This window comes from Bacillus sp. MM09(2025) (assembly GCF_050496725.1).
Classification (GTDB): domain Bacteria; phylum Bacillota; class Bacilli; order Bacillales; family Bacillaceae; genus Bacillus; species Bacillus pumilus.
The window spans coordinates 76,754-98,056 of sequence record NZ_JBNWEN010000003.1; the positions used below are offsets into that span (position 1 = coordinate 76,754).

General features: G+C 41.4%; 22 protein-coding genes and 1 other annotated feature. Of the genes, 21 read left to right on the plus strand and 1 reads right to left on the minus strand.

Annotated elements, in window-relative coordinates; all coding sequences use genetic code 11:
• Positions 1–17: 17 nt before the first annotated feature.
• The 21 genes from ACQYAC_RS04520 (at position 18) to ACQYAC_RS04620 (ending at position 20,216) form a co-directional block, all read left to right on the plus strand.
• Positions 18–515 carry a hypothetical protein gene (locus tag ACQYAC_RS04520; protein ID WP_429942825.1) on the plus strand — a complete coding sequence of 166 codons (498 nt, stop codon included), beginning with the start codon at positions 18–20 and terminating at the stop codon, positions 513–515.
• 210 nt (positions 516–725) lie between these two features.
• Positions 726–1,007, plus strand: coding sequence for a sporulation protein YqfC (gene yqfC / locus ACQYAC_RS04525; RefSeq protein ID WP_012010618.1), 282 nt, complete (start codon positions 726–728; stop codon positions 1,005–1,007).
• Positions 1,008–1,025: 18 nt separating this feature from the next.
• Positions 1,026–2,216 carry a sporulation protein YqfD gene (yqfD, locus tag ACQYAC_RS04530; RefSeq protein ID WP_058014645.1) on the plus strand — a complete coding sequence of 397 codons (1,191 nt, stop codon included), beginning with the start codon at positions 1,026–1,028 and terminating at the stop codon, positions 2,214–2,216.
• Positions 2,217–2,219: 3 nt separating this feature from the next.
• Positions 2,220–3,179 carry a PhoH family protein gene (locus ACQYAC_RS04535; protein ID WP_003217430.1) on the plus strand — a complete coding sequence of 320 codons (960 nt, stop codon included), beginning with the start codon at positions 2,220–2,222 and terminating at the stop codon, positions 3,177–3,179.
• Between the two features lie 114 nt (positions 3,180–3,293).
• Positions 3,294–5,405 (plus strand): HD family phosphohydrolase, encoded by a 2,112-nt coding sequence (locus ACQYAC_RS04540; RefSeq protein WP_429942941.1) that lies wholly within the window; start codon positions 3,294–3,296, stop codon positions 5,403–5,405.
• Entirely contained in the window at positions 5,406–5,885 is a 480-nt protein-coding gene (gene ybeY, locus ACQYAC_RS04545) for an rRNA maturation RNase YbeY (protein WP_061408615.1), read from the plus strand.
• Positions 5,863–6,249: a diacylglycerol kinase family protein gene (locus ACQYAC_RS04550; protein WP_044139413.1), complete on the plus strand. Its 387-nt coding sequence runs from the start codon at positions 5,863–5,865 to the stop codon at positions 6,247–6,249. Before ybeY ends, ACQYAC_RS04550 begins: the two co-directional genes overlap by 23 nt.
• Before the next feature lie 113 nt (positions 6,250–6,362).
• The gene (locus tag ACQYAC_RS04555; protein WP_003217296.1) at positions 6,363–6,761 is read left to right on the plus strand and encodes a cytidine deaminase; all 399 of its coding nucleotides are present in this window, start codon (positions 6,363–6,365) and stop codon (positions 6,759–6,761) included.
• Positions 6,754–7,659: a GTPase Era gene (gene era, locus ACQYAC_RS04560; protein WP_058014648.1), complete on the plus strand. Its 906-nt coding sequence runs from the start codon at positions 6,754–6,756 to the stop codon at positions 7,657–7,659. The genes ACQYAC_RS04555 and era overlap by 8 nt, the downstream gene beginning before the upstream one ends.
• Positions 7,660–7,807: 148 nt before the next feature.
• Positions 7,808–7,951 carry a YqzL family protein gene (locus tag ACQYAC_RS04565; RefSeq protein WP_003217288.1) on the plus strand — a complete coding sequence of 48 codons (144 nt, stop codon included), beginning with the start codon at positions 7,808–7,810 and terminating at the stop codon, positions 7,949–7,951.
• A 35-nt stretch (positions 7,952–7,986) separates the two neighbouring features.
• Positions 7,987–8,757: a DNA repair protein RecO gene (recO, locus tag ACQYAC_RS04570; RefSeq protein ID WP_034661344.1), complete on the plus strand. Its 771-nt coding sequence runs from the start codon at positions 7,987–7,989 to the stop codon at positions 8,755–8,757.
• A 39-nt stretch (positions 8,758–8,796) separates the two neighbouring features.
• Positions 8,797–8,974 (plus strand) — a binding site (T-box leader).
• A gap of 112 nt (positions 8,975–9,086) precedes the next feature.
• On the plus strand, positions 9,087–9,974 hold the full coding sequence (glyQ, locus tag ACQYAC_RS04575) for a glycine--tRNA ligase subunit alpha (protein WP_012010611.1): 888 nt from the start codon (positions 9,087–9,089) through the stop codon (positions 9,972–9,974).
• Positions 9,967–12,012, plus strand: coding sequence for a glycine--tRNA ligase subunit beta (glyS, locus tag ACQYAC_RS04580; RefSeq protein WP_429942826.1), 2,046 nt, complete (start codon positions 9,967–9,969; stop codon positions 12,010–12,012). Before glyQ ends, glyS begins: the two co-directional genes overlap by 8 nt.
• A gap of 167 nt (positions 12,013–12,179) precedes the next feature.
• Entirely contained in the window at positions 12,180–12,818 is a 639-nt protein-coding gene (locus ACQYAC_RS04585; protein WP_024423017.1) for a helix-turn-helix transcriptional regulator, read from the plus strand.
• 25 nt (positions 12,819–12,843) lie between these two features.
• Entirely contained in the window at positions 12,844–13,665 is an 822-nt protein-coding gene (locus tag ACQYAC_RS04590) for a pyruvate, water dikinase regulatory protein (protein WP_008342399.1), read from the plus strand.
• Between the two features lie 261 nt (positions 13,666–13,926).
• Positions 13,927–14,427, plus strand: a complete 501-nt coding sequence (locus tag ACQYAC_RS04595) for a YaiI/YqxD family protein (RefSeq protein WP_060596665.1) — start codon at positions 13,927–13,929, stop codon at positions 14,425–14,427.
• A gap of 33 nt (positions 14,428–14,460) precedes the next feature.
• Positions 14,461–16,290 (plus strand): DNA primase, encoded by a 1,830-nt coding sequence (gene dnaG / locus ACQYAC_RS04600; RefSeq protein ID WP_429942827.1) that lies wholly within the window; start codon positions 14,461–14,463, stop codon positions 16,288–16,290.
• Between the two features lie 201 nt (positions 16,291–16,491).
• Positions 16,492–17,613: an RNA polymerase sigma factor RpoD gene (gene rpoD, locus ACQYAC_RS04605; protein ID WP_061408609.1), complete on the plus strand. Its 1,122-nt coding sequence runs from the start codon at positions 16,492–16,494 to the stop codon at positions 17,611–17,613.
• Between the two features lie 303 nt (positions 17,614–17,916).
• The gene (gene cccA, locus ACQYAC_RS04610; protein ID WP_058014653.1) at positions 17,917–18,276 is read left to right on the plus strand and encodes a cytochrome c550; all 360 of its coding nucleotides are present in this window, start codon (positions 17,917–17,919) and stop codon (positions 18,274–18,276) included.
• A gap of 109 nt (positions 18,277–18,385) precedes the next feature.
• A complete protein-coding gene (locus tag ACQYAC_RS04615; RefSeq protein WP_429942828.1) occupies positions 18,386–19,102 on the plus strand; it encodes a tRNA (adenine(22)-N(1))-methyltransferase in 717 nt (238 codons plus the stop codon).
• Positions 19,095–20,216: a Nif3-like dinuclear metal center hexameric protein gene (locus ACQYAC_RS04620; protein ID WP_061408604.1), complete on the plus strand. Its 1,122-nt coding sequence runs from the start codon at positions 19,095–19,097 to the stop codon at positions 20,214–20,216. Before ACQYAC_RS04615 ends, ACQYAC_RS04620 begins: the two co-directional genes overlap by 8 nt.
• A 38-nt stretch (positions 20,217–20,254) precedes the next feature.
• Here ACQYAC_RS04620 and ACQYAC_RS04625 read toward each other — a convergent pair whose 3' ends face one another.
• A complete protein-coding gene (locus ACQYAC_RS04625) occupies positions 20,255–21,199 on the minus strand; it encodes a 4-hydroxy-3-methylbut-2-enyl diphosphate reductase (protein ID WP_058014656.1) in 945 nt (314 codons plus the stop codon).
• Positions 21,200–21,303: the final 104 nt, after the last annotated feature.

Below are 21,303 nucleotides of genomic sequence, written 5' to 3' on the forward strand. Positions count from 1 at the left end.
TTTAAGGAGGGAGCCCAATGGACATTCTATTTGAAAATCCGTTACTAATTGCGATTATCATCGGTATTATCTCTGCTGTATTTGGAAAAATCGGCAAACAAGAGGAGAAGGAACAAAACAACCGGCAACATAAGCCGGCTCCTCAGAATAAGCCTATGTCTCAAAAGAAAGCAGAACAAACGAGCCCAAACCCGGTCAAAACAGACCAGTTGGACGATTTCGGCGATGTACATGATCATGGCGGGATGAAGAAGCAAGGATCACAGTCCTTACAGGATCGTTATACCGCTACACTAGCTGAAATGGAAGAAAGAAAAAGCGAGCTGAATAAAGAGTTCCAATCTCTTGAAAGGCAGCTGACCAAGCCCAAAGCTTCTGCTGCGGAAATGAAGCCGCACGTCATTGACAAGCTTAATCAAAATACTGTTGTTCAAGGCATGCTTCTTGGAGAAGTATTTGGAGAGCCGCGCGCGAAAAAGCCGCACAGAACGATGAAACGGCCATATAACAGATAAACAAAAAAGTCCCTTTATATAAAAAGGGACTTTTTTTATTTGACCTGATGGAGACCTCTCGCAGTGAAAAATGATGAAATGGCCGTTTTGCGGGATTCATTAGCATGATCTGAACCGCTGAGGAATAAGATGACATAGAGGCTTTCTCATCAGTCTCACCATCTTTCAGTTTGATCTCATACACATGAGGTGGGAAGGGGTTCTTATTGAATGGGAAAAAGAAAAAATCGACTTAAAGCATGGCTGACAAGAACACTTGAAATCCCTCCAGACGTCATGATGGATCTTCCCCGTATTACGATGGTTGGCAGACTCCACATTTACATAGAGAACCATAAAGGGCTTTTGCTTTTCAGTGATCAAGAGGTAAGGTTGATGCTCAAACAAGGACAATGCATTATTTCAGGGAAAGATTTTGTGATTAAAACGATTTTGCCAGAAGAGATCTTATTAGAAGGGAAAATCGATGAGGTCCGTTATATTGATTCTTAACTGACGGAGGGGAGAAGTGTGAAGAATAAATGGTTTGCCTATTTTATTGGCAGAGTGGAAGTGGAGATCAAGGGAAGCGGCATTGAGCGGCTCATCAATGAGTGCACGAGACAGGGGATCACAATGTTTCAAGTGAGCCGCCGTCAAGACAGCGTGCGCTTATTTATTCGCTTATCAGATGTACATGCCTTCAGAAAAGTACAAAGACATTATGAGGTAACATGTTCATTTCATCAAAGGAAGGGATTTCCATTCCTTCTCCTATGGTCAAGAAAGAATATTGGGTTTACCTTTGGGATTGTGTTTTTTCTAGTGACGATATTGGCGCTTTCAAACATGGTGTGGAAGATAGATATTAAAGGAGCCAATCCAGAAACTGAACATCAGATGAGAAAACATTTAGACGAGATTGGGGTGCAAAAAGGCCGTTTTCAGTTTCTAATGGGAACACCTGAAAAAATTCAAAAATCACTGACCGCCAATATTCAAAGCATTACATGGGTTGGCGTTGAACTAAACGGTACAACATTTCAAATGAAAGTTGTGGAAAAAAATGAGCCTGAGAAAGAGAAATATACGAGTCCTCAGCATATTGTGGCTAAGAAGAAGGCGGTCATCACAAGAATGTATGTGGAAAAAGGGGAGCCGCTTGCCGCAGTTGATGAACATGTGAAGAAAGGACAAATGCTCGTCTCAGGCCTCATCGGCAGTGAAGACAAGCAAAAAACGGTCGGTGCTAAAGCGAAAATTTATGGAGAAACGTGGTACCGTTCTGAAGTTTCTGTCCCTCTTCGAACATCTTTTGATGTCTTTACGGGTAAAATGAAGACAAAGCACAAGCTCTCCGCATTTGGAGGTTCAATGCCATTTTGGGGCTTTTCCTTTAAAAAGGATGATTTTAAGCAGCCAAAAATCGAAACAGAAGTTCACCCACTCCATTTCTTACAGTTCCAGCTCCCATTTTCCTATGAAAAAGAAACGACACGCGAAAGTGAAAAAATTAACCGGACATACACAAATAAAGAAGCGGTTCAAGCAGGGATTAAAATGGGTAAAAAAGAATTAGAAGAGAAGCTAGGTCAAACAGGAGAGGTGAAAAGTGAAAAAGTTTTGCACGAGACAACAGGGAATGGTAAAGTTAAGTTAATCATCCTTTACCAAGTAATAGAAGATATTGTTCAACCAACACCTATTGTTCAGGGAGACTAGAGAATGACAGAACATTTACTTGAAATTCAACAAAAATTAGATAGCCCAAACGAAGCGATTGCTTTATTTGGAAATCAAGATGCTTATCTGAAACTGATGGAAAACGAGCTGAATGTCTCCATTATTACGCGCGGAGAAAAAGTGTATGTTTCTGGACAGGAAGCATCAAGAGAAACAGCGAGCCGTCTGATGACATCTCTCTTACATCTCATCCGAAAAGGAATTGAGATTTCTGAACGGGATGTCGTATATGCCATCAAAATGGCGCAAAAAGACAAGCTCAATTATTTTGAAAATATGTATGAAGATGAAATTACGAAAAATGCTAAAGGAAAGTCAATCAGGGTAAAAACCATTGGCCAGCGGGAATATGCTGCGGCGATGAAAAAAGATGACTTGGTCTTTGGAATTGGACCAGCTGGAACAGGGAAAACGTATTTGGCAGTCGTCAACGCGGTACATGCACTGAAAAATGGACATGTGAAACGAATTATCTTGACAAGGCCAGCTGTTGAAGCAGGAGAAAGTCTTGGTTTTTTACCAGGTGATCTAAAGGAAAAAGTAGATCCTTATTTAAGACCACTATATGATGCCTTGCATGATGTGCTTGGCAGTGATCATACAGAACGTTTAATTGAGCGTGGTGTGATTGAAATAGCGCCTCTTGCCTATATGAGAGGACGGACACTCGATGATGCATTTGTTATTTTAGATGAAGCGCAGAATACAACGCCCGCCCAAATGAAAATGTTTTTGACGAGACTTGGGTTTGGCTCTAAAATGGTCATTACAGGAGATATTACACAGATTGACCTGCCGAAGGGCATGCAGTCTGGCCTTGCAGCTGCAAAGGACATGCTTGCAGAGATCAAGGGCATCTCATTTATTGAGCTAGACCAGACAGATGTGGTCAGACACCCCCTTGTGGCAAAGATCATCGGAGCATACGAAAAGCAAAAATGACCTTAGTGACCCGATCGTCTACATCGGGTCATTTTGTTTCGATCGTGGTTTAAAGTAAAAAAGGAGGTACTTTCCTTGAGAAAGAATCAGAAAGACAGTAAGCGCAAAAGACTGCTGTCTAAAAAAGAACCTCAGAAAATGGAGCGCTCACGTTATTTAAATGTATTGCTATACGCTGGTTTAGCAGCCATTCTATTCGTGGTGCTCTTCTTCCATGTAAAGCCTGAATCGCTCGACTTAGATTTGTTTTCAGTGAGCGAACAGACCATCTATTCTCCATCAACCGTTGATGATCAAGAAGCGACAGAAGAAAAGAAGCAAGAAGCAACAGATCAAGTAGAGGATCAATATACACTCAAAAAAGCGTATTCTGACAATCGTGTTGACCTCATCTCCTCCCTTTTTGAAGCCATTAAAGAAGAGAAGAAAGCAGCTGATGAAAAAGAAAATCCACCATCAGATAAAGAAATGGTCAAGCGTGTCAAAGAAAAACTCACATCAGATATGCAGGAGGCTGTATCAGACCAATCTATTAAAGCACTGCTTCAGGCAAGTGACGAAAATCTCTCTTTTAATAAGGATTCCATCATCACAGTGGTGAATTCACTGATGAGTAAAGAAATCACAGCAGCGAAATTACAAGAAGAGAAAAAACAAGTGAAAACAGAGCTTGAAAATAACTCAATTCCATCCAAATACTTAAATGCAGCGAAAGAAATCGGTGAATTTGCGATCATTCCAAACTATGTATTTGATCCAGTGGCGACAGAGAAGAAAAGACAAGAAGCCGCAGATAATATTCAGCCGGTTCAGATTAAGCAAGGGCAAATCTTAGTCGAAGAAGGAGAACTTATTGACCGAGAAGTGTATCGTAAATTAGAACTGACAGGGCTCTTAAACAGCTCCAATTTGATTAAGCCTGTAAGCGGTCTTATGATATTGATAGGCCTGTTCTTAGCAGCGATTATTCATTCACTTGAATCGAGGAAAAAATCGCTTGTTCATAAGAATAAGTCGTTGCTGCTCTACTCGCTCATTTTTACCATTATTTTAGTTATCATGGAAGTATTCAGTCTCTTCCAGGAAACAAAGTATACGACAATAGGTTATGTGGTGCCAGTGGCACTTGGCACGATGCTGATCAAGCTCCTTATCAATGAGCGGCTGGCGATCTTCTCTGGCCTTGTATTTGCTCTTTGCGGCAGTATGATGTTTAATCAAGGAGTAACCGGCGTCTTTAACTATGTGATCTGCGCTTATTACCTTGTGAGCGGGATGGCGGGCATTTTATTTTTGAGAAAGCATAATGCACGTTCAAAAATATTGCAGGCAGGGCTTTGGGTCGCTTTGGTGAATGTCCTTGTGGTTCTATCCATTACGCTGATTCAAAACTCCTCACCATCAGGGCTTGAAATCGGTGTAAACCTTATGATGGCGATTGTGTCAGGGTTTGCATCATCTATTTTGGTCATTGGGTTAATGCCTGTGTTTGAGAGTATGTTCGGTATTCTTTCAACAATGAAGCTGATTGAACTATCAAACCCAAATCATCCGCTGCTTAAAAAGATTTTAACAGAGACACCAGGTACATATCATCATAGTGTCATGGTGGCAAATTTAGCGGATGCGGCATGTGAAGCAGTCGGAGCAAACGGTCTTTTAGCAAGGGTTGGCGCTTATTATCATGACATTGGCAAAACGAAAAGGCCGCAATACTTTATTGAAAACCAAATGAATATTGATAATCCGCATGACAAACTTTCCCCTCAGCTAAGTAAAAATATCATTATTGCCCATACGACAGATGGAGCTGATATGCTGAGAGAAAAGAAGTTTCCCGAAGAGCTTGTCGATATTGCTGAACAGCATCACGGCAAGTCACTGTTAAAGTTCTTTTACTATAAGGCAAAAGAGCGTGATGATCAGGTGACAGAAGAAGAATTCCGTTATCCTGGACCAAAACCGCAATCAAAAGAAGCGGCGATTATTTCTGTAGCGGACAGCGTGGAAGCAGCGGTACGATCGATGCATAATCCAAATCCAGAGCGGATCGAAAAGCTCGTCAAAGGCATTATTTCCGATAAAATGCAGGATGGGCAATTCAGCGAATGTGATCTGACATTTAAAGAGTTAAATATTATTAGTCAAACGATTTGTACAACATTAAAGGGGATTTTCCATTCTCGGATTGAATATCCAGATGCCCCGAAGCAGAAGGTGAAGTAAATGACATTGTTAATCGATTTAATAGATGAAACAGGACAAGTAACAAAAGAACAGCTTGAAGAAGTGGAAAAGCTTCTTCAATTCGCTGCTGATGCCCTTGAGGTCAAAGATCAAGCGGAGGTATCAGTGACGATCGTCTCAAATGAAGAGATTCATCAAATTAATAAAGAATACCGCGGAAAAGACGCACCGACAGATGTGATCTCCTTTGCACTTGAGGAAGAAGGAGAAGGGGAAATTGAAATCATTGGTGCTGATGATATTCCGCCTGTACTCGGTGACATCATCATTAGCGTGGACCGTACAAAAGAACAGGCAGAGGAATACGGACATTCTTTTATGAGAGAACTTGGATTTCTCACCATTCATGGGTTCCTTCATTTACTCGGGTTTGATCATATGACAGAGGAAGATGAAAAAGAAATGTTCGCCAAACAGACAAAGATCTTGGATGATTATGGCCTTTCAAGATCTTCGTAAGAAGAGAAGGCCGCTTGCCCGTTTTTTTCGGAGTTTTTATTATGCATTTAGAGGAATATGGCGAACTTTCTTGAATGAACGGAATTTTCGATTTCACACAGTCGCAGCCATCATCGTGGTGATCTGCGGCTTTTGGTTTCACATTGAACCATTCGAATGGATGATCGTATTGCTTTTGTGCGGGGGGATGTTTGCGCTTGAACTTGTCAATACAGCCATTGAACATACAGTGGACCTTATGACAGAAGAGAGGCACCCACTTGCTGAGAAAGCGAAAGACGCCGCAGCAGGCGCTGTTTGCGTTTACGCCGCGATTTCGGTTATGATTGGGTTGATCATCTTCTTACCGAAGATCATGCAATAGAACAATATTACTATTTATTAACATTTTTAGAAATGGGCGTGAAAATGTCACGTGAATTATGTAAAATATAAATGTGACAGTGGTACCATTTCTTCTGAAAGTGGGAACTAGGAATGAACAAACAAGAGTTGATTTCAGAAGCAGTTAAAGCAAGAGATTTTGCATATGTACCCTATTCGAAATTCAAAGTCGGTGCAGCATTGTTGTCGAATGATGGAAAAGTGTATGGCGGCTGCAACATTGAAAATGCAGCATATGGTATGTGTAATTGTGCGGAAAGAACAGCACTTTTTAAAGCCTATTCAGAAGGCATCACATCGTTTCAAATGCTAGCGGTAGTAGCTGATACAGACCGGCCTGTTTCGCCGTGCGGCGCATGCAGACAGGTTATTTCAGAGCTATGTGCACCTGACATGCCAGTGATTCTAACGAACTTAAAAGGACAAATATACGAAACAACAGTAAACGAACTATTGCCAGGCGCATTTTCACCGGAGGATTTAAATGACTAACGAAAGCTTCAAATCAGGATTTGTATCAATTATTGGTAGACCAAATGTAGGAAAATCAACCTTTCTTAATCGTGTGATTGGACAAAAGATCGCCATCATGAGTGATAAGCCCCAAACAACGCGAAACAAAGTGCAAGGTGTCTTAACAACAAACACGTCACAAACGATCTTTATCGATACACCAGGGATTCATAAACCTAAGCATAAGCTTGGTGATTTTATGATGAAAGTGGCTCAAAATACACTGAAGGAAGTCGACCTGATCTTGTTTATGATCAATGCAAAGGAAGGCTATGGCAAGGGTGATGAATTCATCATTGAACGACTCAAGCAAACATCTACACCAGTATTCCTAGTTGTCAATAAAATCGACCAAATTCATCCAGATGAGCTGTTCCTTTTAATTGATGAATACCGCACACGTTATCCATTTAAGGAAATTGTGCCAATTTCAGCTCTTGAAGGAAACAACATTGACACGCTTCTTCAGCAGATTGAAGGTTATCTTCCTGAGGGCCCGCAATTTTATCCAGCGGATCAAGTAACAGATCATCCAGAGCGGTTTATTATTTCTGAATTAATTCGTGAAAAAGTGCTGCATTTAACGAGAGAAGAGATCCCGCACAGCATTGCAGTTGCGATCGAATCCATTAAGCCAGATGAAAATGGCAAGATCCATGTGGCGGCGACCATTGTCGTAGAACGTGATTCACAAAAAGGGATTGTCATTGGTAAACGAGGCAGCTTATTAAAAGAAGTGGGACAAAAAGCGCGCAGAGATATTGAAGCTCTTCTCGGTTCAAAAGTGTATCTGGAGCTTTGGGTAAAGGTTCAGAAGGACTGGCGTAATAAATCCACTCACCTTCGTGACTTCGGATTTAGAGACGACGAATATTAAAAAATCGCTGCTGTTGTCATAAAACCTGACAATGGTGCGGTTCGATTAGTAAAAATTGTTTATCATGAAATGGAGGTAGTCTGGTCAAGATAAAATTAATATGTTGGATGTAGCGTTGCTGCTTCTAATAAAGAAAGGTGGGGTTTTTATGTTGAATTTTACATGGAACGTATTTTCACAAACAGGAAGCGTTGACACGTATCTGCTTTTCAAAGAGTTAGAAAAGGAGAACCTGGAAAGACCCGATGTACTTGAAGAAGAGATAGCACGATTTGATTTTCCAATCTTATAATTCTTGACCCCCTCCAATGCTCGGAGTGTAGACAAATGCTCATTAAAAGTGAAGGAATCGTCCTTAGAACAACAGATTATGGCGAAACAAACAAAATTGTCACGCTGCTCACTAGAGAACATGGGAAAATTGGTGTGATGGCAAGAGGCGCGAAAAAATCAAACAGCCGCCTGTCAGCCATAAGCCAGCCGTTTTTATACGGAACCTTCCTGATCCAATCATCAACAGGACTTGGAACGCTCCAGCAAGGCGAAATGATTGAAAGTATGCGAACCATTCGGGAGGATTTATTCTTGACCGCATATGCCGCATATATGACAGAGTTACTCGATAAAGGCACAGAAGAAAAAAAGCCAAACCCTTATTTGTTTGAGCTCTTGCTTCAATCTCTGCGTCATCTGAATGAAGGCACAGATGCTGATATTATCTTATTTATCGTAGAGGTCAAAATGTTATCAGTGATGGGAATGAAGCCCGAACTGGATCAATGTGTCCACTGTGGTCAAAAAGAAGGGCAGTTTCATTTCTCGATTAGAGACAACGGCTTTATTTGCCAAAATTGCTTTTCTAAAGATCCGTATAAACTGCCCTTATCCCCAGCAGCTGCAAGGCTGCTCCGTTTATTTCATTATTTTGATTTATCAAGGCTCGGTCAGGTGGATGTGAAACCGCAGACGAAACAAGAAATTCGTCAAGTGCTCGATCACTACTATGAAGAGTATTCAGGCCTTTATTTGAAATCAAAAAAATTCATGAATCAGATGGAATCCATGAAAAAGCTCATGGGCGGGGAAAACAAAAGTTGACATCTTCCATGACTTTTTGTAAGATCATCTAAGATAAAATATGTTGCATTGACAGAAAGAAGTACTTGCGCAGAACCCATAAAAGCGACCTTAGGGCGGTGTGAGCTAAGGATGGAGGCGTAACGAAAGGCATTCTTGAGCAACGTAAAACAAAGCGGCTGGTTGCTACGATACCAGCAAATAGGGTGGAACCGCGGGAAAAACTCTCGTCCCTATGTTTGCAAGGAGCCTTGCGAGCATAGAGACGGGAGTTTTTGTGTTCTTTTGCGAGGTTCTAGACCCACCCGCCATACATAGCGGATGGTGTAGAAAAGATGGAGGTGCGATCATTGAATATTCAAGACATGATTTTGACGCTGCAAAAGCATTGGTCAAATGAAGGCTGCGTATTAATGCAGGCGTATGACACAGAAAAAGGTGCCGGAACGATGAGTCCATACACGTTCCTCAGAAGCATTGGTCCAGAGCCATGGAAGGTAGCGTATGTAGAGCCTTCAAGACGCCCGGCTGATGGCAGATATGGAGAAAACCCAAATAGATTGTATCAGCATCATCAATTCCAAGTAATCATTAAGCCGTCACCTGACAATATTCAAGAACTGTATCTTGAATCATTGAAAGCGCTTGGTATTGACCCGCTGAAACATGATATTCGTTTTGTCGAAGACAATTGGGAAAACCCATCTCTTGGCTGTGCAGGACTTGGCTGGGAAGTATGGCTTGATGGAATGGAAATCACCCAATTCACGTATTTCCAGCAAGTCGGCGGCTTAGAATGTAAGCCTGTTTCCGTTGAAATCACATACGGTATTGAACGTCTTGCTTCCTACATTCAGGACAAAGAAAATGTCTTCGATCTTGAATGGACTGACGGATTTACGGTCAGAGATTTATTCTTAATGGCTGAATATGAGCACTCTGTTTATACATTTGAAACATCTAATACTGACATGCTGTTTGAGCTATTTACGACTTATGAGAAGGAAGCGCATAGCCAAATGGACAAAGGGCTTGTTCACCCAGCATACGATTACGTACTGAAATGCTCTCATACGTTTAACTTGCTTGATGCAAAGGGCGCAATTTCTGTTACTGAGCGAACTGGATATATCGGAAGAGTGCGCCAGTTAGCAAGAAAAGTTGCCAAAACCTATTATGAAGAACGAGAAAAATTGGGATTCCCTATGCTAAAAGAGGAGGCGGCTTCTCATGAATAAACAAGATGTATTACTCGAAATCGGCTTAGAAGAGATGCCGGCTCGTTTCATGCCAGAAAGCACAAAGCAGCTAGGTGAAAAAGTAAAAGCGTGGTTTGAAGCGCAAAACATTTCATTTGAAGATGCTGCTCTATTTAACTCACCAAGACGTCTTGCTGTACTTGTGAAAGGTGTCGCAGAAAAACAAGAAGACATCAAAGAAGAAGCAAAAGGTCCGGCTAAAAAGATCGCGCAAGATTCGGAAGGCAATTGGACAAAAGCAGCGGAAGGTTTTGCCCGCGGACAAGGTGCTTCAACAGATGATCTCTATTTTAAAGAGATCAAAGGAGTGGATTATGTCCATGTCCAGAAGTTTCAAGAAGGAAAGCAAGTTAAAGACCTTCTGCCAGCATTAGGTGAGATCGCTGCTTCATTAAGTTTTCCAAAGAACATGAGATGGGGAAGTAAAGATTTACGCTACATCCGTCCGATTAAATGGATTGTTTGTTTATTTGGAGAGGAGATTGTACCAGTTGACATTGCTGGGGTGAAAAGCGGCCGTGAGACAAGAGGACACCGTTTCCTTGGTAAGGCAGCTACCATCGACTCTCCTGCTTCTTATGAGCAAACGTTGCGCGATCAATTTGTCATTGCAGATTCAGATAAAAGAAAACAATCCATTACCGAGCAGCTAAATGCTCTATCTTCTGAAAAAGGCTGGGTGATTCCTGTTGATCCTGAGCTTCTAGAAGAGGTCAACAATCTTGTAGAATACCCAACGGTACTATCTGGTTCCTTTGAAGAAGAATTCCTTGCATTGCCGGAGGAAGTTTTGGTAACCACAATGAAAGAGCATCAGCGCTATTTCCCTGTGAAAAATGAGCAAGGAGAATTATTGCCTCACTTTATTACGGTGAGAAACGGAAACAGTGAGGCGCTTGAAAATGTCGCAAGAGGGAACGAAAAAGTCCTTCGTGCGCGTTTATCAGATGCTGCCTTCTTCTATAAAGAAGACGAAAAACTAGTCATTGAAGACAATATTAAGAAGCTTGATAAGGTTGTATTCCATGAGAAACTTGGCACAATTGGCGACAAGCTAAAGAGAGTGACAGACATTGCGACGCGTCTAGCGGCACATGTCGGTGCAGATGACGAAACGACAGAGCGTGTGGCAAGAGCCGCCAGTATTTCGAAGTTTGACCTTGTGACTCAAATGGTCTATGAATTCCCAGAATTACAAGGAATCATGGGCGAGAAATATGCAAAAGCACTTGGTGAACATGAAGAAGTGGCTAAAAGCATCAACGAGCACTATATGCCGCGCTTTGCCGGTGATGAGGCGCCTTCCACTTTAATTGGTGCGATTGTGGCAGTAGCCGATAAGCTGGATTCTATTTGTTCCTTCTTCTCAATTGATGTCATTCCAACGGGCTCTCAAGATCCTTATGGACTAAGAAGACAAGCGAGCGGTATCGTTCAAATTCTGCTTGATCGTCATTGGAACATTTCATTCAAAGAGCTTTTGGCACTTGCTCAAGTAGAAGCCGCACATGAAACTGCTCTCATTGAATTTTTAACATACCGTTTAAAATATGTCCTCCAAGCAGAGCATATCCGTCATGATGTTGTCGATGCAGTACTGGATGTTGAAAATATTGAACCTTATGCAGTTGTGAAAAAAGCAGCTGTTCTTGAAGAGAGTGTGAAACAAGAAAGCTTCAAAGAAACAGCAGAAGCATTAGGACGCGTCATTTCAATCAGTAAAAAAGGAGAAGACGCAGAGATTCAGCCTGAGCTGTTTGAAAATGAGCACGAGCAAAAGCTCTATGAGGCGTATCAGCAAGTAGAGACAGCTGTCAATGAACATGAAGCAGCAGGGCAATACAGTGCAGCGCTTGAGGCACTTGATACGTTAAAAACACCGATTGTTCATTATTTCGATCACACAATGGTTCATGCAGATGATGAAAAGCTGAAGCGAAATCGTTTGGCACAAATGGTGAAACTAGCTAAAGTCATTCAATCATTTGCGAATATGAACAATTTAATTGTAAAATAAATACCTAAGAACGGTTGCCTTTTTTTGAAGGGCAATCGTTTTTTACTCATTTAATTCACGGTTTTTGAGTGGATTTTTGTTTCATTCGGACAAAGATGCGCTATAATATGATGAGTTATGAAAATGATATACATAAAGTAAAGATTCGCTCTCTCTATTTAAAGGTGGTGAGTACAATCGAGTTAAATAAACGGCAAGAGCAGATTTTACAGATTGTCAAAGAGAATGGTCCGATCACTGGAGAGCATATCGCCGATCGGCTGAACTTAACGAGGGCGACCCTCAGACCGGACTTAGCCATATTAACGATGTCAGGCTTTTTAGAAGCAAGACCAAGGGTCGGCTACTTTTTCACAGGAAAAACAGGCACGCAGCTTTTAGCAGATAAGCTGAAAAAACTTCAAGTGAAAGATTTTCAATCCATTCCAGTGGTGATACATGAGAATGTTTCAGTTTATGATGCGATTTGTACGATGTTTTTAGAGGATGTGGGCACATTATTCGTTGTGGACGATCACTCTATTTTAACAGGCGTGTTGTCAAGGAAGGATCTTCTTCGCGCGAGTATTGGAAAACAGGAGCTTCCATCGATTCCTGTCCATATCATTATGACAAGAATGCCGAACATCACCGTTTGCCGCAAGGAAGATTTCATTATGGATGTGGCGAAGCACTTGATTGAAAAGCAGATAGACGCACTTCCTGTTATAAAAGATACGGATAAAGGCTTTGAAGTGGTCGGCAGAATTACAAAAACAAACATGACGAAAATACTTGTTAGCTTATCGGAGAACGAAATAATCTAATTTCAGAAGACTGCGAGGGGATGTTATGAGTAATCGCGTAATTTTTGTGGTATCAGATTCAGTAGGAGAAACGGCAGAGCTCGTAGTCAAAGCGGCACTTAGCCAATTTGATGGCGGCTCATCAGACCATTCAAATATTAGAAGAATCCCATATGTAGAGGATGTCGGTACGATTAAAGAAGTCATTTCACTGGCGAAAGCAGATAACGGAATCGTCTGCTTTACTCTTGTTGTGCCAGAAATGCGCCAATTCTTAATCGAAGAGGCAGAAGCAAACGGAGTTGTTTATTATGACATCATCGGACCACTGATCGACAAAATGGAGACTGCTTATGGAAATGAAGCGAAACATGAGCCGGGGCGTGTACGTCAATTAGATGAGGACTATTTTAAGAAGGTTGAAGCCATTGAGTTCGCAGTGAAGTATGATGACGGCAGAGACCCAAGAGGCATTCTAAAGGCTGATATTGTGCTCATCGGTGTATCACGTACATCTAAGACACCACTATCTCAATACTTGGCGCATAAACGGCTGAAGGTAGCGAACGTTCCAATTGTTCCTGAAGTAGATCCGCCAGAGGAGTTATTTTCAGTTGATCCAAAGAAATGCATCGGTCTGAAAATCAGTCCAGACAAACTAAATCATATTCGTAAAGAGCGTTTGAAATCTCTAGGTTTAAATGATCGCGCCATTTATGCGAACATTGAACGGATTAAAGAAGAGCTAGAGTATTTTGAAAAAGTGGTGGACCGCATTAACTGTCAAGTTGTTGATGTATCGAATAAAGCAGTTGAAGAAACGGCAAATGTTATTCATCAAATGCTGACCAAAAGAGGTTCCGAATAAACTCAGGATGCTCCTCCTGGGTTTTTCCTATGGTGGGAAACGGGTAAACAAAAACAATGGCATATTTGCTGTATTTGTATTATAATAAAAAATTGTGATAAAATGATTGATTTTAGGTTTAAGTTAAGTCAAGAACGAATAAACTAATATTGGCAGAAGTCAAGTGATTCTGAACATAACTTTTCGACAAAATGAGTTGTACTGTTGTTAGCTATATGGGGGAAAAGTATGGTCTTTTTGCTTCTCTAAAGCAGGAATAAGGTGGAGGGATGGAGAATTAGTCACCTGAATGAACATAAACAAGAGAGGACGATTTATGTCGATGCAGATGCTTGTCCTGTAAAAGACGAAATCCTTTCTGTCGCATCTCAATTTCAAGTACCTGTGACGTTCATTGCTTCATATGAGCATTTTCAAACCAAAAGATCTCCACTTGAAGATTGGCGGTTTGTAGATACACATAAGGAAGCAGCGGATTTAGTCATTGCGAACTCAGCTGCCGCGCATGATATTGTCGTCACCCAAGACATTGGTCTTGCCTCCTTACTGCTTCCAAGACAGGTCATTGTCCTGTCTGAAAGAGGACGGATGTACACGAACGAAACAATTGATTTTGATTTGGAACGCAGGCATGTTTCCAGTAAACAGCGAAGAAAAGGTGTATACGGAAAAGGTCCCAAAAAGCTTTTAGAAGAGGATAAAAAGCGATTTATTGCGCAACTTCAAAAAATCCTGTCGAATCATGAAGGATTTTTGAATTAAAAGGCGAATAATGTACGACGGAGTGTTATTAGGATGAGCAAACGTATACCAGATGAACTTTTGGAGCAAATCCAAAAAAACGCAGACATTGTCGAAGTGATTGGAGAATACGTACAGCTTAGAAAGCAAGGTCGAAATTACTTCGGTCTTTGTCCATTCCATGGTGAAAATACTCCTTCATTCTCTGTTTCAGCAGATAAGCAAATCTTCCATTGTTTTGGCTGTGGTGCAGGAGGTAATGTATTTTCGTTCCTCAGACAAATGGAAGGCTACTCATTTATTGAAGCCGTTTCACATGTTGCTGATAAGTACCATATTGATTTGCCTGATCATGTAGCAAATGCTCAGATCAGCTCCTCACAGCAAGAGGACACTGCAGATCATAAGATGATTGAAGCGCATGAGCTTCTTAAGAAATTTTACCACCATTTGCTGGTAAATACAAAGGAAGGTCAAAACGCACTCGATTATTTACGGGCGAGAGGCTTTACAGATGAAACAATTGCCAAGTTTGAGATCGGATATGCTCTTGACTCTTGGGATTTCGTGACCAAGTTTTTAGAAAAACGAGGGTTTGATCCTGCGATGATGGAGAAAGCCGGTCTTTTGATTCAACGTGAAAACGGAACAGGCTTTTTTGACCGCTTTAGGGATCGTGTGATGTTTCCCATTCATGATCATCATGGGACAGTCGTCGCTTTTTCCGGAAGATCGCTTGGTGATCAGCAGCCTAAATATATGAATAGTCCTGAAACGCCACTTTTTCATAAAAGTAAGCTGCTTTATCACTTTCATGACGCGCGTATGCATATTCGAAAACGCGAACGAGCGGTTCTTTTCGAAGGATTTGCTGACGTCATCTCAGCTGTCACATCAGGTGTCGGCGAAAGTGTTGCAACAATGGGTACGTCTCTAACAGAAGAGCACGTAAAACTTCTCAGACGGAACGTAGAAGAGATCATTCTTTGCTATGACTCTGATACGGCCGGTTATGAAGCCACCATGAAAGCATCAGATTTGCTTGGAAAAAGAGGATGTAAAGTTCGCGTTGCCATGATACCAGATGGACTTGATCCAGATGATTACATTTGTAAATATGGCGGCGAGAAATTTAGGAATGACATCATAGATGCAAGTGTGACATTAATGACTTTTAAGATGAACTTTTTCCGTAGGGGAAAGAATTTATCTGATGAAGGAGACCGGCTTACTTATATGAAGCAAGTACTCCGAGAAATTAGCCGGTTAAACGGTTCCTTGGAACAAGAGATTTACATGAAACAGCTTGCTGGAGAGTTCTCGATCTCACTTGATTCATTAAAGGAACAACTGGACCTGTTTGAAAAACAGCAGCGTCAAGAAGCCAAAAGCACGCAGGAAGAAAGCGGGCTTGAAAAACGGCGTGCACATCTGTCAACACAGGTACGGAGAAAGCGTCTGCGGCCAGCGTATGAAAATGCAGAGCGAATGCTGCTTGCTCATATGGTAAAAAGCGATGACGTGATCCGCAAAGTACTGGACAGAGTAGGGATTGAATTTAATATAGATTCTCACAGGGCGCTGGCCACGTACATTTATGCTTTGTATGAAGAAGGCAAAGAACCAACGCCGCAGCACCTGATGAACCGTATAGAAGATGATGTCATCAATCAGCTTCTGACGGATATATTCATGATTCAAGTTGGAGACGAACTAAGTGAAGCTGAATTAAGTGATTATGTAAAGAAAGTGTTGAATCATCGGAATTTGTCAATGATAAAGGAAAAAGAACTAGAACGTGCAGAAGCGGAGAGGCAAAAAGATTTCTTCAAAGCGGCAACACTTGCAAAAGAAATTATTCAGTTGAACCGTTCGCTGAAGTAATACGTCTAATATTTATGACAAGACTTACGGCTGGCAATGAATCCTTTACGGGAGGAGCATAAGACCGCAAGCATCTTGCCTTCATCATTATTTATTTTATTCCTATTTGCTCATCTGTTTGATAAAGAGAGAAAAGCAGGGCGGAAGCAAATCGCAAGTTACTTTAGAATTCGTTGCAAGCTTTGGAAGGAGGGATCCATAATGGCTGATAAACAAGCCCACGAAACCGAAACTGAACTAACCTTTGAACAGGTGAGAGATAAGCTCACTGAAACGGGTAAAAAACGGGGCGTTTTAACATACGAAGAAATTGCAGAGCGTATGTCTAGCTTTGAAATTGAATCAGACCAAATGGATGAATACTATGAATACTTAGGCGAACAGGGTGTAGAGCTCATTAGTGAAAACGAAGAGACAGAAGACCCAAATGTTCAGCAGCTGGCTAAAGCGGAAGAAGAATTTGACCTGAATGATTTAAGCGTACCACCAGGTGTCAAAATTAATGATCCTGTTCGTATGTACTTAAAAGAAATCGGACGCGTCAATTTGTTATCTGCTAAAGAAGAAATTTCGTATGCTCAAAAGATCGAAGAAGGCGATGAGGAATCAAAAAGAAGATTAGCGGAAGCAAACCTTCGTCTCGTTGTCAGCATCGCGAAACGATACGTCGGTCGTGGTATGCTGTTCCTAGACTTGATTCAAGAAGGAAACATGGGTCTTATGAAGGCAGTTGAGAAGTTTGATTATCGAAAAGGATACAAATTCTCAACATATGCGACTTGGTGGATTAGACAGGCGATCACGCGTGCGATTGCCGATCAGGCAAGAACAATCAGGATCCCGGTTCATATGGTGGAAACCATTAATAAATTAATCCGTGTTCAAAGACAGCTTCTGCAAGACCTAGGCAGAGAACCAACGCCAGAGGAAATTGCTGAAGACATGGATTTAACGCCAGAAAAGGTTAGAGAAATTCTTAAAATTGCGCAAGAGCCTGTATCTTTAGAAACACCTATTGGTGAAGAAGATGACTCGCACCTTGGTGATTTTATTGAAGACCAAGAGGCGACATCTCCATCTGACCATGCTGCATACGAATTGTTAAAAGAGCAGCTTGAAGATGTATTAGACACACTAACGGACCGTGAAGAAAATGTACTAAGACTACGTTTCGGACTAGATGACGGAAGAACACGTACGTTAGAAGAGGTTGGAAAGGTGTTCGGCGTCACAAGAGAGCGTATCCGCCAAATTGAAGCGAAAGCTCTGCGTAAATTAAGACACCCAAGCAGAAGTAAACGATTAAAAGACTTCTTAGAGTAGAAACTGGACGGATCTTGAAAGAGATCCGTTCTTTCTTCATCAAAAATGAAAACGCTTTTTTCAATCTGATTATATTTTACTGAATAAATAATGAATTTGCAACGTTCTTAGAGAAAAGATGTATAAAAAATACATCAAAATGTGCTGAAGGCTTCATTTCTCATCTTTGCATCATTTTTGTCTAATCTGTGAACTTGACCAAAGTTTTGTATCATAATTCGTTTACTTTTTGTAAAATTAAAGTAGAATTAGAATTGTTTGTATAGTCTTAAAGGGGTTTTCACAAAGGGGAGGATGAAAGAAATGAAACGGAATCCACTTATACCATTCTTATTGATTGCCATTTTAGGTATTGGACTCACTTTTTTCTTATCAATGAAGGGGTTGAAAGATGAAGACAAAATCGCCTCTGGAGGCGAGGAGCAAAAGCAAGAAGAAACAGCAAATGCGACGCCGGAAGAATTGTATAAACAGAACTGTATTAGCTGTCATGGGGAAAACTATGAAGGCGGTGCTGGTCCTGCATTAAAAGGTGTTGGCGACAAGCTTGAAGTAGCAGACATCAAGAAGAAAATTCAAGAAGGCGGCAATGGGATGCCAGGCGGGCTGATTCCGAATGAAAAGCTTGATGAAATGTCAGAATGGGTATCCAAAATTAAATAATGTTACGCAAAAAGCTCTTTTTGATCAGAAGAGCTTTTTTCATTTGAAAACGACTTTTAATTTATATAAGATAGACAAGAATGAACATTAAAGAAAAGTAGTGATACGTATGAATGAAATGAATTTATCAAAACGATTAAAAAGAGTCGCAGACTTTTTACCACAAGAGGCTGTCTTTGCTGATATCGGCTCAGATCATGCCTATTTGCCGTGTTATGCGATCCTGCATCAAAAAGCAGTAAAAGCAATTGCTGGTGAAATTACAGAAGGTCCGCTTCAATCAGCGAAGCAGCAAGTACATAGACTTGAATTAGATGACCAGATCTCGGTCAGAAAAGGAAATGGCCTTGAAGTCATTGAAAAGGGCGAAGTGAATGCTGTAACGATTGCAGGTATGGGCGGAGCACTCATCGCAAGCATTTTAAATGACGGCAAGCATAAGCTTACAGGCCTTGAAAGGCTCATTCTTCAGCCAAATATCCATGCTCACCACATTCGTTTATGGCTCTATCAAGAGGAGTATGAAATGATAGATGAAGTTATTTTAGAAGAGGATGGCAAAATATACGAAATCATCATCGCTGAAAAAGGCGACAAAGATAAAGCCTATGAAGGGATGTCAATTGAAACAGGCATGCTAGTTGGGCCGTTTCTTGCGAAAGAGCAAAATGATGTCTTCCGGCGCAAGTGGATGCAAGAGCTTCAGCATATGGAGAAGATAGAAAGTCAAATCCAGCAGGCAGCGCAAACAGAAGAGAACAACGATCGCCTTGAAGAGCTGCATGTGAAAATAAAGATTCTTAAGGAGGTTTTGACTGTTGGCTAAAACAGTAAACGGACATGAAATCATCCAATTATTTGAACAATTTTCACCAAAGGCATATGCCATGGAAGGTGACAAAATTGGTCTTCAGATCGGGACATTAAATAAAAAAGTAACCAATGTTATGATCACTTTGGATGTATTAGAGAATGTAGTAGATGAGGCGATCGAGCGAAAAGTGGATCTCATTATTGCTCACCATCCGCCGATTTTTCGTCCATTAAAACATGTAGCGACAGATCAGCCGGCTGGACGGATCATTGAGAAATGCATCAAACATGATATTGCAGTATATGTGGCACATACGAATTTAGATGTGGCTGACGGAGGAGTTAATGATTTGCTTGCTGAGGCTCTAGAGCTTGAAGAAACAAGTGTGCTAGTGCCGACATATGAAGATCCAATCAAACAGCTTGCCCTCTATGTCCCGCAGGAATTTGAAGAAGCCATCCGTACGGCTTTAGGAAATGCGGGTGCCGGCCATATTGGCAACTATAGCCATTGTATGTTTTCAAATGAAGGGACAGGCAGCTTTTTGCCATCAGAAGATGCGGATCCGTTTATTGGTGAGACCGGTCAATTGGAATTTGTGAAAGAAGTGCGAATTGAAACCATTTTCCCGGCAAGTATTGAAAAACAAGTCATTCGTGAAATGATCAAGGCACATCCTTATGAAGAAGTCGCCTATAGTGTACACACGACAGATCTTCCTCCTATTCAAAAAGGTCTTGGCCGTATAGGGGAGCTAAGAGAGCCAATGACCCTTGGAGACTTTACACGATTTGTGAAGACAAAGCTCGATGTAAATGGTGCTCGCTTTGTAGGTGATCAAGACGCTGTTGTGAAAAAAGTAGCTGTGCTTGGCGGAGACGGAAATAAATACATTCATCAAGCGAAAAGAATGGGTGCTGATGTGTATGTGACAGGGGATCTTTATTTCCATGTCGCCCATGATGCCATGATGCTCGGGCTGAATGTAGTGGACCCAGGGCATTATGCAGAAAAGATTATGAAAGAGGGCGTAAAGGCAAAGCTTCAATCGCTATGTTCAGATAAAAAGTATGATGTACAGCTCTTTGTTTCTGAATCGAACACAAATCCATTTCAATTTATGTAAACAAAAAAACGTCAGAGCTTCTATGCTCTGACGTTTTTTTATTTCTTTGTTTTCACGCGCGGTAGTATTTTCGAAAGAGGAACCGACCGTTCAATCTTCCAAGTTGATTCATCATCCGGTTCGTAGTTTTCTAAGAAACGGATCACTTCCTTTGTAATAGGTGTCGGTGTAGAAGCGCCAGCAGTAATGGCAACGGTTTTGACGCCTTGCAGCCACTCCAGCTTGAGTTCACTTAGGTCACCAATACGGTAAGCCTGCGTTCCGGCAATCTCCATTGACACTTGTGCCAGACGGTTGGAGTTATTACTTTTTGGATCTCCGACAACAATGGTAAGGTCGGCTTGGCCAGCTTGCTGAGATACAGCTTCCTGACGTACTTGTGTCGCAAGACAAATTTCTTGGTGGTACTCGACGTGAGGATATTTCTCTTTTATGAGCTCCATCAGATCGTGGACATCCCACTGAGACATCGTTGTCTGATTGGTGATAAGCAATTTATCTGATGTTAAATCGAGCGCCTCAATGTCCGCTTCTGATTCGACAAGATGCACCTTGTCAGGGGCTACTCCGACAGCTCCCTCTGGCTCAGGATGACCTTTTTTTCCGATATAAATAATGTCATATCCATCGGCTGTTTTCTCTGAAATGAGTTCATGTGTTTTCGTTACATCGGGACAGGTTGCATCTATGGCGACAAGGCCTTTTTCTTCTGCAATTTGACGAACCTCAGGTGAAACGCCGTGAGCAGTGAAAATGACTGTTCCGCTTTCAACCTGCTTTAAAATGTCCAAGCGGTTTGGGCCGTCCAGTGTGTAGATCCCATCTTCTTCGAAGGCATCTGTCACGTGTTTGTTGTGCACAATCATACCTAATATATAAATTGGGCGTGGCAAGTTTTTATCAAGTGCGGCATTTTTAGCAATGACCATTGCATCTACAACGCCATAGCAATAGCCACGCGGCGAAATTTTAATTACATTCATTTATTCGTCCTCCTGTAGGGAAGTGCTGCTAGAGAAGAACAATATAAAAAGCCGTGAAAAAACGGCTTTTTATCATTCTCTAGCTTCCATTATAGCCAAAGTAA